The sequence below is a fragment of the Leucobacter rhizosphaerae genome (assembly GCF_022919175.1).
Classification (GTDB): Bacteria; Actinomycetota; Actinomycetes; order Actinomycetales; family Microbacteriaceae; genus Leucobacter; species Leucobacter rhizosphaerae.
On the sequence record NZ_CP095043.1, the window covers coordinates 1,261,708 to 1,274,986 of the forward strand.

The following is a 13,279-nucleotide window of genomic DNA, read 5'->3' on the forward strand; positions in this document are numbered from 1 at the left end:
TCCTTTCGATGAGTGTTCAGTGGTCGGTGTGGTGTGGAAGTGCGTGGAAGCGCCGATCCAGGTAGACGACCGGGCGGCCTTGGGGTCCTGGCAGCACCTCCAGCACTTCGGCGATAACGACCGTCGACGAACCGACGGCGACGGTCTGCAGGGCGCGGCAGCGCAGGGCGGCGCGGGCCGACGCGAGGTGCGGCTCTCCTGTCTCGAGCTGCGACCACCCCTGCCCCTCCGTAAAACGCTCAGCACCGCTCGTCGCGAAGCTCAACGCGAGCTCGGAGTGGTCGTCGTCGATGAGGTGCACGACGAAGGTGTCGGCCCCCAAGATCGCTCCTGCTGATCCGGTGGCGCGGGTCACCGAGAACACGATCGCTGCGGGATCGACGGCCACGGACGCGACACTCGACGCGGTGAGGCCGACGGGGCCGTCGGGTGTGGACGCCGTGATGATCGCCACGCCGGCCGGGTGCGTGCGGAAGGCCGTCTTGAGCCCATCGCCGACCGAGGTCGGCATTGGTGTTGCTGTCATACGTGTTCCTCCTGAAGCGGAAGCGTGGCGATGAACGGGTGGTCGAAATCGAGCGTCCCGGTCTTGGCGGCGCCTCCCGGTGAGCCGATCTCGTCGAAGAACTCAACGTTGGCCTTGTAGTAGTCCTGCCACTCACTGGGCAGATCGTCTTCGTAATAGATGGCCTCGACGGGGCACACGGGCTCGCAGGCGCCGCAGTCCACGCATTCATCCGGGTGAATGTAGAGGGACCGTTCGCCCTCGTAGATGCAGTCGACGGGGCATTCGTCGATGCAGGCTTTGTCCTTCAGATCGACGCACGGCAAGGCGATCACGTACGTCATCGCGGGGCCTTCGTTCGGGTCACGCTGTCCTCGTTCGGTTCGACAGGCCCAGATTGGGGCCACTCGCCAACCGTAAAACCTCAAGTGCAGTTGAGGTCAAGTCCAAGGGAAGGATGCATCCGATGGGACCTCACGCGCCCGATGAATCACTGACGATCGGCGAGATGAGCCGACGCACCGGGGTCGCCGCATCTGCCTTGCACTTCACCGAGACGATCGACTTCCAGACGTTACGACCGCAGTCCCCATAGCTGAAGTCAGTCATCGTGCCACCCAAGTTAGTTTTCGGTGACCCAGAGCCGGTTCGGGGCGGTCGCGATGAACTCCCGCTTCACCAGATCCGGGTGCCGCGCCGACGCCGGATCCGGCCTCGTCGTCTTCACGCACTTCGAACGCTTTGCGCCCTCAATGCCCACTGCGCGCATCAGCCTGGCGGTCTGGTCGCGACCGATCGTGATCCCCGCCCGCCGGACGGCCTTCCAGAGCTTGCGGACCCCGTAAACGCAGTAGTTAGTATCACAGATCTCGACCAACTGCGGGACCAGCACCTCGTCCCGCAGCGTCCGCGCTGAGGGGGCGCGCGTCTTGGCGGCGTAGTAGCTGCTCGGAGCCACGTGCAGCAGTCTGCAGATGAGCTCGACTCCGAGCCGGCGACCATCCACCAGGTCGTCCTTGTTCGCGTCGACGAACGAGACTACTTCCGGTAGTGGCGGTCGAGCTCCGCCCCGAAGAAAGACGCAGCCCGCTTGAGCACCTCGTTAGCCCGCCGCAGCTCCCGGTTCTCTTGCGCGAGCTCTTTCACCCGCTGTGCCTCGGCCGAGCTCACGCCCGGCGCGTCGCCATCGTCGACGTCGGCCTGCTTCACCCACATCCGCACAGACTCGACCCCGTACCCGAGCTGCATCGCGACGCGCTGCACCATCCCCTGCGTGACACCGAGCTCGGCGCGCAGCGTCCTCACCATCCGCACCGCGGCGGCCTTCTCCTCGACCGAGTAGCGACGCGTCGTCGGCTTCCCATGCGCCAGTTCCTTCGGCATAACTCCATCCTCGTTTCCAAGGCCAGGAGCCTCCAACAAACTCAGGGCGCTTCAGTATCTGCGGATAACTCGAAGCGTGAAGTGGGTTTGACGCGGAGAGAAGCTCCTGCGAGGTTACCAATGGCTGTGCTACTTCGGTTTGCCTTTAGTGCTTAAGGAAGTCTGCTTCATTGACACCCAGCCCAATTGAAAGCCTGCCGCGACCAAGCACAATCCGGCCAAGTCCGGTTGCCGGAAAGTAGTCGAGTGGATCATTCTCGCTCCGAGCCCATTCCATGGTGCCGACACCCCAACCCGTAATGCAGATCGATTCGTACTCCCACTCTGATTTGACACGTTTAAGCACGTCCCAGCCTTTTCCGTCCGCGCTCGGAATCGCTTTGATGGTTCGATGCGTTCGCATCCACGTCGGAAACACTGGAGCGCTCGATGCTTTCTCCTGCAGGTCTGCCCGGAAGTTGAGTAGGGCTTCCCCCTCGCTATTCACAATCTCAGCATGCGCTGCGCCAGCGTGAGTATGTACCTGCACGCGACGGACCTGCTTCTTGGGCATTCCCAAGACTTCCCGGCCCATAATCCCTGCATTGAGCCCCCCGTCGATAAATGCTGAAATCGCGAAGGCAGACCCCGACTCACCTTCCGCGGTTCGGACGCACATGCCTCCCTGCCAGAACGGTGCTCGGCGCTCGACAATCTGACCGCCTGAACGAAATTCGGTGGTATCGAAACGGGCGATCCAACACGCAACCCTTCCGTCTGGGCTTGGTGTGAGACCGCGCGGGAGCACTCCCGCGACGCGCGAAGGGTCCGTGTCATATTCGATGGTCGCCCACGCAACATCGGCTGTTTCAGCACCGACTGTGTAGAGCGGGGCAAACAATGGCATCGACGTTAGTGATTCTTCTGTCACTATTCAGATGAAGTTTCGAGGTCGGCGCACGATCCCGAGGAAGGGATGGTGATCGTAGCGACGGCAGACGCAATGGCGGCGGCAGCGACGACGACCTCGGACACCGCGATGCGCTCGTTGGGGCTGTGCGCGAGTGCCATCTCGCCCGGCCCAAAGAGAACTGTAGGAATCCCGCGTTCTCCGTAGTACCCTGCGTCCGATCCTGCTGTGAGAACCTCCGGCCTCCCGTGACATTCGAGCGATTCCAACGCATGTCCCAAGGCTTCGACGAGGCTATTGCGGGGATCGGTGCGCCATCCCGCAAGACCGTGAAAGACGGTGACGTCAGAAGCGAGAGGCCATTTTGCGTCCTCGTCAACCTGCTGAACCAATGCCGTGAGTGCTTCAGCGGATGCTCGTGGGCTTTCACCGGGCAGCAGCCCGATGCGACCGACCATGGTTGCACGATCCGGCACAGCATTGCGGAAGCGACCAGCGTCGAGGGTGCCGACCACGAAGGGGGCAGGCACAGGGACATCTGCGAACTCTCCGGTCGATGCTGCCGCGTTTTTCTCCTGCTCTCGACGACGCAACACCCTGTGAATCCGCAAAAGATGCTCGAGGGCGTCCTGCCCTTCCCAAGGTTTTGAGGAGTGGGCCGAAACACCGTGGGTAACCACTTCGAACGCGATCAGCCCAGTACTCGCGATCACCATGCGGGAATCGCTCGGCTCTAACACGAGAACACGATCGGGAACGTTCCAGCACTCCAATGCCGCTCGTGTCCCCACCCCGCTGAGTTCCTCGCCAAGAACAAGGTGGAACTCGACGTCGATTTCTGGTCGAATGCCTCGCTCAACGAGGTTCGAGACGCCCAGCAGAGCCGCCGCAATCGGCCCTTTCGTATCGACGGCGCCGCGCCCGTACACGCTTCCATCTTCGATCCGACCGTCAAACGGAGCGCCGGACCAGCTCTCGGGCTCACCTGGAGGAACGACATCGAGGTGTCCGTTGATAACCAGCAGCGGCTTTCCGGAACGCGGCCAAGGGCGCAAAAGCAGATTCCACCGCCCGCTGACGTTCCGTTCCTTCTCCAGACCCTCGACGGCCACGATCCTCGGATCATCTAGCCTGAGCCTGTCGACTTCCCATCCCTGGTCGTCCGCCCACTTTTCAATGAACTGCGCGTAGGGAGCCTCGTCACCGCTCAAGCTAGGCAAACGAATGCCCTCCGCGAGAAACTCCGCAGCGAGGTTCGCTCGCCCCAGAAGGTCCGCTTGCACCTCGGTGGCGATCTGAGTGTGCCGTGCGCCGCTCACGATGCCGAGACCTCGCGGGACACGATATCCTCCAGTGTCTCTCGCCGACGGACGAGGTGACTATGTTTTCCGTCGACGATCACAACCGCGGGCCGAGGAAATGCGTTGAACTGTGTCGACGTCACTTCGGCGTATGCCCCCTGGTTCATAAGCATGAGCAAATCACCGGGCTCGACTCTTGGCAAGAGAATGTCTTCGGCGATGGAATCATAGGCGCAGGTGGGACCAACGACCTCAACTGGGACCGACTCATACCGATCATCCGCGCGATCTCCCGCTACGGCGACAGGATACCCGACCCGCGATGAACCCCGTGACGTGAACATCGTCATTGCTGAATCGACAGTGATGAATCGACGAGGCGTTGGATGCTCAGTTTCTTTCACGTCTTGCACTGTGGTGATGAGCGAGACTGCGTTCGCCACCTGGAATCCGCCCGTCTCGAACTGCACTAGAGGACGATTGTCTCCCGCCCAGCCAGCTGTAATGCCCGCTGCGATCGCTTTGATGTAGTCCTCTGCTGTCGGGAGAGGATGCAGCGCGACATCAGCACCGTCTCCGGGGGTCGAGAGAAGGACGTTTCTGCCCGACCGGAGCCCTCCGCCCACATCCAGTCGCTCGACCTCCGTTCCTCGCCCACGCAGAACAGTGGCGTATGCAGCCATTTCGCGCGCGCACTCGCGGACATGGAGGAGTTGATTGTCTGGAGTGTAGTTGGCTCGATAACCAGCAAAGCCGGCATGATGCGAGAGTCCTCGGAAGTTCAGCCTCTCGCTTTGTGCTATCGCGTCGATAGTCCGGTCTGCATCACCGTTGACGATACTGCTGCCGAACTTGGCTTCGGCAACGCGAAGGGTGCGCTCGTACGAGGGATCGACGGCAAGGAGTTCTCGGTAACTCAACTTCACTCGGACAACGCAGTCCACCTCTCGATCGGCCTGTTGTGCGAGATCTTCCAGTCGCTGCACCTCTTTCAGGGAGTCGACGTTGATCTGTCGGACGCCCGCGTCGACGGCGACTTGGAGGTACGATTCTGATTTTCCATTGCCGTTGAGGATGATTGCGGAGCCTGGAACACCTGCCGCGAGCGCGATCTTGAGCTCCCACTCGGAGGAGCAATCCACGAGCGCGCCGCAGGCGCGCATCGTCTCAAGCACGCTCCGATTGTTATTGGCTTTGATCGAGTACGCGATCTCAAACGGCTGCAGCGTTTGGGCAGCCTCCGCGAGTTCCGAAAAGTTGTCTCTGATCTGATTGCTGGAGATGACCCAGAGCGGGGTGCCATACTCTGCAACGAGATCGGTCACTTTGACGTTTTCGATCGCCGTGACGGCGAGACCGTCGGCCGCGATTCGATTGCTCACCATCTCAGCGACACTCATGACATTGCTCGATGTTTCCGCCTTATTTACCAATGTGTCGTTCCTTTCGGAATGGAGGGAGTTCGGTTGGATCAATGACGACGTCGATCACGCTGGGGCCTGACGCCAACCCACGTTCAAGAGCAGTACTGAGTTCGCCAGCTGCGACCACCCGAATACCGCGAATTCCGACCGCTTCGGCAAGCTGCTCGTGCCGCACTGGGGCAAAGTCGAGGTTGCGCGCCTGGGTTCCGTTGAGTTCATGCCAAAGCCGCTGGTAGGAGAACACCGAATTGTTCAGCACGATGCAGGTCACCTCGGAGCCCAGTCGGGCGATCGTCTCGAGCTCTCCCCATCCGAATCCGAAGCCACCGTCGCCTACCAGTGCAACCACTCGACGGTCTGGGAATGCTCGGGATGCTCCGATCGCAGCGGGGAGTCCGAAACCCAGTGTTCCCGCCCCCCTGCCCGCCACCGTATCCGCGAAATGGAGACCCTGTCGGAGATAGCTGAGTGCCCACACACTGCTGTAAGCGGCATCGCACACCAGGAGATCATCTGGTCGCAGATGTGCTTGTAGTTCAACCAAGAGCCGGGACGGCAGTATGGACTCCGACTGTGCGTCAGCTTGGTGACGCTGCGCGGACTCAACCTGTGCCCACGCAACGGCGAGCTCCTGTTGCCGCAAGGAAGTTTGCTCGCCGACCTCGTCCCCCAGAGCCGTCGTCGCGGCGTTAAGGAATTCGGTCGCGTCAGCAAGAACTCTCATTTCGCCGTCGCGCGGCTCGATCGGAGCGGAATGCAGACGATCCACGTGGACAATTCTGGAATCGCTGCCGGGCAGTCGTCCACCGTCAGTGGTCACACCGTCGAGAGCAGACCCGATCACAAGAACAAGATCAGCATCGCGCATCTGGACGTTGGCGATAGCGCCGCTTCCGTCAGCTCGATCAGTCATGAAACCAACGACCCCGGCGTACAGCGGATGCATCTCGGGGAACGCGCCTCTCCCCATTGCAGTGACGCACGCCGCGGCACCGAGGCGTTCAGCCAAACGTGCAACGACGTCGTGCGGAACGTGTCGGGCACCACCGCCTAAGAGGACGACCGGTCGCCGTGCAGAAGTGAGAACCTCCAAGAGACCGTCTGGAACCGAGTACGTCGCGGAATGTAACTCGGAGAGCTTCGCCGCTGCAGCGAGACTCGGCTCGAGTGGCTGAAGCTCACCCATGACATCATTCGGGAGTTCCACAAGGACCGGTCCCGGCCGCCCGGAAGTTGCGGCCACAATGGCCCTACGCAGTGTCTCCGCGATTCGGTCAGGACGTTCAACCCTTTCGGCGAATTTGACGATGGGCGCTGCGGCTGCAATTTGGTCAAGTTCCTGGAATGCTCCGCGTCCTTTCTTCGAAGTCTCGATTCCACTGACCAGCGCAATCACTGGTGAGCCTGACTCTCGGGCTTCATAGAGAGACGTCAGCAAGTTCGTAAACCCCGGCCCATGAATGCCACAGGCAACTGCTGGCACTCCGGTGAGTCGCGCGGCAGCGTCGGCCGCGAAGCCAGCGGAACGTTCATCGCGCGTAATCGTTACCGTAAAGACTTCATGATCGAGAACCGCAAACAGCCACTCAGGCGAGTCCTGCCCGAACACCCGAGTGATGCCGTTCTCCGCGAGGATTTCGGCGACGACGTGCCCGCCATGACGGGTTAGATTCATTGTTCTTCCTATACTCGTATACATAAATGAGGCATACAACACTCATGTGAACATTGGTGTGCCGGCGCCATCGCCGGTGAGAAGCTCTCGCGCTACTTACTCAGGCGCTCTTCAAGCAATTCCCGGGTGCGGCGAAGATGCCGCTTTGCAATGGCAGCCGCGCTCTCAGCGTCTCTCGATACCAACGCGTGCACGAGCTCATGATGGTCATGGGAGATGGTGACGTACTCATGCTCGTTGTTGGCAGCCCAATGAGCGCGACGGTACTGCTGCGTGGCGTTCATCAATTCCTGCACCAGTCGTTTCACGCGCATGGAGGGGACCGCCGACATCGACAATGCATGGAACTCCTTGTCAATTCGCAGTACTTCCTCCTCCGAGTCGATCCGAGCGTCGAACATCTCGGCAAGCGTCGCAATCCTGTCGAGCGTCGACCGATTCAATAAGGGCACACTCTTAGAAATCGCATAGGGCTCAATCATCTCTCGGAGATCGTAGAGCTCACGAAGCTCCTCGATACCCACCACGGCCACCCGTGCTGCGCGGTTCGTCGGAATCTGCACCAGCCCTTCAGATTCGAGCTGTCGGAGTGCGTCTCGGACGGGGATCCGACTAATCCCCATCTGCTCGGCGAGCGTACCCTGCGGAATCACTGACCCAGGAGCCAAGGCGCCACTCAGTATCGCCTCGCGAATGACTCGAGCCGCATGCGCCGATGATGCCTCGCCCGCATTCGGGCCAGGAATAGTCAGCACCGGTACTTCTACCGCGATGCCCGTCATATCATCATCCCTCCGTCGACACGTACAACCGTACCGGTGATGTAGTCAGAAAGCGGTCCGGCCAAGAATTCCAACGCATTCGCGCAGTCCTCCGGCGTACCCAACCTGCCGAGAGGGATATCCCGAAGTACGGAATCCATGCCCATCGCTTCCATCTTGGGCAAGAGCCGCTCAGTGCCGATGGCGCCGGGCACAATGACGTTGGCGGTGACGCCTGCGGGAGCGACCTCGCGAGCAAGCGAGTTGGTAAAGGCGATAACAGCCGCCTTTGCGCTCGCGTAGTGAGCATATCCACCATCAGACCGGGCCCTTAGAGCCGCAGTCGAAGCGACCGTGAGGATCTTTCCGCGTCCGGCACTCACCATTCCCGGCGCGATCTCACGACATGACAGCGCCATCGATGCGACGTTCACCTCATAGGCCCTCCGCAATGCGTTTAGGTCCATAGAGAGAGGACTGTTCTCCCACATGGCCCCTGTCCCCCCACCGGCGTTGCAAACGAGCACATCCACCCGCCCCAGTCGCTCCCTGGCCTCTGCGAAGGCAGCGCGTGCTGCCTTTTCATCGGTGAGATCCGTTGAGATACCGAGAAGCGCCCCCCGACCAGATTCAGCAGGTCGGTCAACGCCGTGTTCCTCGTCGAAGCTCAGGTCGAGCACAGCGACACTCGCCCCCATGCTTCGGAGACGTTCCGTATATGCCCGGCCGATTCCCCGAGCACCACCTGTCACGATCGCGCACTGGCCATCGATCCTCACTTCAGCACCCATAGCGACTGTCCGTCCTTACTCATATGTCGTGTCATGTTCAGTAGGCCGATCTCCCACCGGAAACATCGAGACAACTTCCGGTGGTGAAACTGCAATCCGGCGAGAGCAGCCAGGCCACCGCTGCAGCGACCTCTTCAGCCCGCGCGAGACGACGCATCGGTGTCCGAGAAACGACATAGTCGATGATCCCAGGTCCCTGCGCCAACATCGGAGTATCCGTCGAACCTGGCGTCACGGCATTTACGAGAATTCCCTGATCGGCGACCTCGCGAGCGACAGATTTCACCAGTCCGACGAGACCCGCCTTCGACGCGCTATACACGGCACTGCCGGGATTCCCCTCCTTTGCCGCCGCAGAGGCTATGGCAACGATCCGCCCGGGTGTGTCTCGAGCCGTCATGTGACGAAGCACTGCTCTCATCACAGTGGTGCAACCGACGAGATTGACGGTGAGCACCGCGGCGACCTCAGCATCGTTCCATTCAGTGAGCGGAGCAATCTTTCCGCCGATCCCGTGGCTCAGAACTAGCCCTGTTACTCCGCCGTTGCGTTGATCGCAGTCGAGCATCAGGGCATCGACCGCGGCTGAGTTCGTAACATCCAACGCGAAAGACTCACCGTTCGCGGCATGATCACCGAGCACCCGATCCAGTTCTGGAGCTTGTAGATCCGTCAGGATCACCCGTGTTCCGCTCTCGGCGAGTCGGCGAGCGACTGCGGCACCGATACCACCGGCTGCTCCGGTGACGAGTACCGTTTGCCTGGTCACAGGGGTCCTCCTTCACCACTCAAGAGGATCCCATGCTCGGGGGCCCAAGTCACCGCCACCGCCTCACCAACTGCGAAGGGTCGTCCGAGCGGCCCGGTCCTCACCTGCCGTTCCTGCCCATCTGCGGTCCGCACGATGTACTTTCGCGAGGAGCCAACATAGACCGAATTCATAACCTCAGCGTGAACAACATTCGCATTTGTCGAGGGAGCGTCTCCGACTGCAATCAGCGACATCGATTCCGGTCGTACGACCACCACCGCCGGCTCGCCTTCGGCGAGATCGGCGCCTGATTCCACAGTGAATCTTCCCAGGCCCGGAGCCTCATACCTGATTCCCTGCGTATCACGTACCGTGTGAACGGAAAAGACGTTTGATTCGCCGACGAACTCGGCGACGAACTGGTTCGATGGGTCGTTATACAGTTCGTTGGCAGTCCCGATCTGAACGATGCTTCCCTCTCGATACACGGCGATTCGGTCGCTCATCATCAGTGCTTCCTCTTGATCGTGGGTCACCGCGATCACCGTCATACCCAACTCCCTATGGAGTCGCATAATCTCGAGCTGCAGCTGCTCCCGAAGGTTCTTGTCGAGCGCGCCGAGGGGTTCGTCGAGAAGAAGCAGGTCAGGGCGATAGACGATCGCCCGTGCCATCGCAACACGCTGCTGCTGACCACCCGACAGTTCCGAGGGCAGGCGTTGCTCGAAGCCTTCAAGTCGAACGGTCGCGAGCGCTTCTTTGACCATTCCCTGGATACGGGACCTGGGTGTTCGGCGTGCTTTGAGCGGATAGGCGACGTTCTCGAATACGGAGAGGTGCGGAAACAGCGCATAGTTTTGGAATACGACGCCGACATTGCGCTTGTGCGCCGGGAGCCGGTTGATCTCAATCCCGTCCAATTCGATCGACCCTGAGGTGGGTGATACGAATCCTGCGATGCAATTGAGTGTGGTCGTCTTGCCCGATCCGGATCCACCGAGCAGCGTCACAAACTCGCCGCGAGCGACGTTGAGGTCAATCCCGTCGAGCGCGATGGCTGAACCGTAGTGCTTCGAAAGTCCGTTGAGTTTCAAGTAGTTCGATGAGTCAGGAGTGTGCATGGAGTCGCTTTCGCTTTCGGCCCAGCATGGCGGGGATACGAGTGCCTATGAGAAGGATGAGGGTGACCGCCATCAGGAGCGAGGCGGCGGCGGCAACCGAAGGTTCAACGCCGCTGGAGATCTGACTGAAGATCAGTACCGGGAGCGTGCGAACGCGCGGGCTGCTCAGAAACAGTGAGATGACCACCTCATCCCAGGAGATGATGAAGGCAAACATGGCCCCGGCAAGAACTCCGGGGAGGAGATTAGGAAGTGTGACAGTGAAGAAGACTCTCACCGGGTGTGCACCCAAGCTGTACCCGGCGAGTTCAAGAGTGCGATCGAATTGACTCAAACTGTTCAGGACCGACACGATGACAAGCGGCAGCGCGATGACCGTATGAGCGGCAGCGAGAGCCACGACACTTCCCCGGAACCCCCAACTTGAAAACACGAAGAATGCACCGATCGCCAGAATCACCGTGGGGACAATCATCGGCGCCAGCACCGCGATCGTGAAAAAGCGTCGACCTATGTATCGCCCGCGCGACAAGGAGAGGGCGATGCCAGTCCCAAGAACGGTGGCACAAACTGCAGTAAGCACTCCGGTCTGAAGACTCGTGACGAGCGCCGACTGCCATGCCCTGTCAGTAAGGATCTCTTCATACCATCGCAGGTCGAAGCCACTCGGCGGCCAACTCAGCACAGTTCGAGTGGTGAATGAGAGCGGAATCACAACCAAAGTAGGAAGGACCATGAATCCCGCGATGACGAATGCAGCCGTTGTTATCCAGCGTGGAGTTCTCATTGATCGCCTCTCAAACCTACGATGTCTTCAAACTTCGCGAAGCGCATGCCCAACGCCAGTAGCAGCAGAGTGACGAGTAGCAGGAGGATTCCGATCGCGCTTCCCATCCCGAAGTTGAGTGCCTGATTTACCTGCTCAACGATCAGCTGTCCAACGAGCGGCTTCGCTGCGTCGCCGAGGATTGCAGGCGTCAGGTAGAAGCCCAACGAGGTCACGAACACGATCAGACTTCCTGAGTAGACACCCGGCAGGCTGAGGGGCAAGTACACCCGCAGGAAGGTCCGGATTGGGCCCGCCCCGAGAGCGCGTGATGCTCGCTCAAGACCGAGGTCGATTCGCTTCATGCTCGCGTACATCGAAAAAACCATGAAGGGCAGGAGCACGTGGGTCATGCCAATCACCGTGCCAAGAGCGTTTCGCATCAATTGCACCGGCTCGTTCACGAGTCCAACGTCGAGCAAGAAGGAATTGATGATCCCCGTGTTCTGCAGCCAGACCGTCCACGCATAAGTGCGGACCAGAATGCTGAGCCAGAACGGTACGAGCACGCAGAACCCGAGGATACCGGCGACGGCCGAACGAGAACGGGCCATCACGTACGCGTACGGGTAGCCGAGAAGAATGCAGAACGCCACAGTGAGAATGGAGACCACGAACGTCGTCACGAAGGAGGAACGCACCACCTCCGAAGTCACTGCTCGAAGGTAGTTCTCGGGTGATGGATCAGTCAGTGAGCGCACGAGAATCTCGCCGAGCGGAAGGATAAAGAAGAAGAGCAGCGCGACTCCGCCCGGGAGCCCGAGCAGACCCCACCAGCTTCGCACCCCCCGGGGAGCCGCGGGCCCACGGCTCCCCCGGGTGGTGATGCTCGACGTTACTGCTGCAGCCATGCCTGGAACGCATCCACGATCTGCTGCTGGTTCTCGCTGTACCAATTGCCGTCGAAGGTGTAGCTGAGCTCTGCGCGATCCGGCAGCGGGAGGAACGGGTACGTCTCAGCGCTCTCATCAACTGCTGCGGCCGGGTTGCCCGGTGCAACGGGATAGATCTCAGAGAGTCGGCCGTTGTTCTCGGCACTTGTGATGAACCCCGCGAGAAGGTTCGCGTTGTCGACATTCTTCGCTCCCTTTGGAATCACCAGGTAGTCGAAGCCCAGACCCATGCCATCCCAGATCACTTCGATTGGCGTATCGTTCTGAGCCATCGCAAACGCCTGACTGGAGAAGAGATTGCCCATAACGGCCTCTCCATCTGCCACCAGCCGAGCAGTGTCTGTCGGGCTCGTCGCCCAGATAATGTCGTCCTTGATCGTGTCGTACTTTGCGAGCGCCCTCTCGTAGTCAATGGGGTAGAGATCTTCTGGTGCGACGCCATCTGCGAGGAGAGCTGCTTCGAAAATGCCGGTTGCGCCAGCCAACTGGAACATTGCCCGCTTACCCGGGAACTTCTCCGTGTCAAAGAAGTCTGCCCAACTCGAGGGCGCCTCGGAGAGCGCGCCCTCGTTGTAGCCGAGAATTGAAGCGTAGGCGTGGGTCGGAATGCGGTACACCGGGTTCTCCCCCTCCGGGCACTCCACGACGTCACAGTCAAACGGCTCGAAGTAGCGAGCTGGATCCTGGCCCCCAAAGTCACTGCCGATATCCGCAAGGTCCCAATCCACATTGCCAGATTCGATCTGCGCGGTAAATTTCGCGTAGTCCGTAGATCCCGTGTCCTGCACGACCGCGATACCGGGGAACTCTTCCATGAACGGGACGAGGTAGGCGGTGTCTTGTGCGTCCTGCAGCGCTCCACCGTTGCTCACGAACACCACCTCACCGCTCGCGTCCGTGTCACTCCCCGTGCCACCTGAAGAGCTAGGCGAAGGAGCGCATGCTGTGGCTCCCAACAC

The 13,279-nt window shown here is 60.4% G+C and carries 14 protein-coding genes and 1 pseudogene; all 15 read right to left on the reverse strand.

Annotated features, from left to right (window positions below; genetic code table 11):
* Positions 1-16: 16 nt before the first annotated feature.
* On the reverse strand, positions 17-526 hold the full coding sequence (locus MUN76_RS05810) for a flavin reductase family protein (RefSeq protein WP_244687981.1): 510 nt from the start codon (positions 524-526) through the stop codon (positions 17-19).
* Positions 523-849 carry a ferredoxin gene (gene fdxA / locus MUN76_RS05815; RefSeq protein ID WP_244687983.1) on the reverse strand — a complete coding sequence of 109 codons (327 nt, stop codon included), beginning with the start codon at positions 847-849 and terminating at the stop codon, positions 523-525. Before fdxA ends, MUN76_RS05810 begins: the two co-directional genes overlap by 4 nt.
* Before the next feature lie 130 nt (positions 850-979).
* Positions 980-1,114 carry a hypothetical protein gene (locus tag MUN76_RS15490; RefSeq protein WP_256451808.1) on the reverse strand — a complete coding sequence of 45 codons (135 nt, stop codon included), beginning with the start codon at positions 1,112-1,114 and terminating at the stop codon, positions 980-982.
* 19 nt (positions 1,115-1,133) lie between these two features.
* Positions 1,134-1,888: pseudogene (locus MUN76_RS05820) on the reverse strand (IS3 family transposase); the annotation flags it as partial.
* Positions 1,889-2,033: 145 nt separating this feature from the next.
* Entirely contained in the window at positions 2,034-2,774 is a 741-nt protein-coding gene (locus tag MUN76_RS05825; protein WP_244687985.1) for an acetoacetate decarboxylase family protein, read from the reverse strand.
* A 23-nt stretch (positions 2,775-2,797) separates the two neighbouring features.
* On the reverse strand, positions 2,798-4,096 hold the full coding sequence (locus MUN76_RS05830; RefSeq protein ID WP_244687987.1) for a M20 family metallopeptidase: 1,299 nt from the start codon (positions 4,094-4,096) through the stop codon (positions 2,798-2,800).
* Entirely contained in the window at positions 4,093-5,478 is a 1,386-nt protein-coding gene (locus MUN76_RS05835) for a diaminopimelate decarboxylase family protein (protein WP_244687989.1), read from the reverse strand. Before MUN76_RS05835 ends, MUN76_RS05830 begins: the two co-directional genes overlap by 4 nt.
* A 22-nt stretch (positions 5,479-5,500) precedes the next feature.
* Positions 5,501-7,177: a thiamine pyrophosphate-binding protein gene (locus MUN76_RS05840; protein ID WP_244687991.1), complete on the reverse strand. Its 1,677-nt coding sequence runs from the start codon at positions 7,175-7,177 to the stop codon at positions 5,501-5,503.
* 92 nt (positions 7,178-7,269) lie between these two features.
* Positions 7,270-7,959, reverse strand: a complete 690-nt coding sequence (locus tag MUN76_RS05845) for a GntR family transcriptional regulator (protein ID WP_244687993.1) — start codon at positions 7,957-7,959, stop codon at positions 7,270-7,272.
* Positions 7,956-8,729: an SDR family NAD(P)-dependent oxidoreductase gene (locus MUN76_RS05850; protein ID WP_244687995.1), complete on the reverse strand. Its 774-nt coding sequence runs from the start codon at positions 8,727-8,729 to the stop codon at positions 7,956-7,958. The genes MUN76_RS05845 and MUN76_RS05850 overlap by 4 nt, the downstream gene beginning before the upstream one ends.
* A gap of 37 nt (positions 8,730-8,766) precedes the next feature.
* Positions 8,767-9,498: an SDR family NAD(P)-dependent oxidoreductase gene (locus MUN76_RS05855; RefSeq protein WP_244687997.1), complete on the reverse strand. Its 732-nt coding sequence runs from the start codon at positions 9,496-9,498 to the stop codon at positions 8,767-8,769.
* Positions 9,495-10,601 (reverse strand): ABC transporter ATP-binding protein, encoded by a 1,107-nt coding sequence (locus MUN76_RS05860; RefSeq protein ID WP_244687998.1) that lies wholly within the window; start codon positions 10,599-10,601, stop codon positions 9,495-9,497. Before MUN76_RS05860 ends, MUN76_RS05855 begins: the two co-directional genes overlap by 4 nt.
* Complete coding sequence (locus MUN76_RS05865) at positions 10,588-11,388, reverse strand: ABC transporter permease (protein WP_244688000.1); 801 nt, start codon at positions 11,386-11,388, stop codon at positions 10,588-10,590. Before MUN76_RS05865 ends, MUN76_RS05860 begins: the two co-directional genes overlap by 14 nt.
* Positions 11,385-12,278 carry an ABC transporter permease gene (locus MUN76_RS05870; RefSeq protein ID WP_244688002.1) on the reverse strand — a complete coding sequence of 298 codons (894 nt, stop codon included), beginning with the start codon at positions 12,276-12,278 and terminating at the stop codon, positions 11,385-11,387. The genes MUN76_RS05865 and MUN76_RS05870 overlap by 4 nt, the downstream gene beginning before the upstream one ends.
* On the reverse strand, positions 12,263-13,192 hold the full coding sequence (locus MUN76_RS05875; protein ID WP_244688004.1) for an extracellular solute-binding protein: 930 nt from the start codon (positions 13,190-13,192) through the stop codon (positions 12,263-12,265). The genes MUN76_RS05870 and MUN76_RS05875 overlap by 16 nt, the downstream gene beginning before the upstream one ends.
* Positions 13,193-13,279 lie beyond the last annotated feature (87 nt).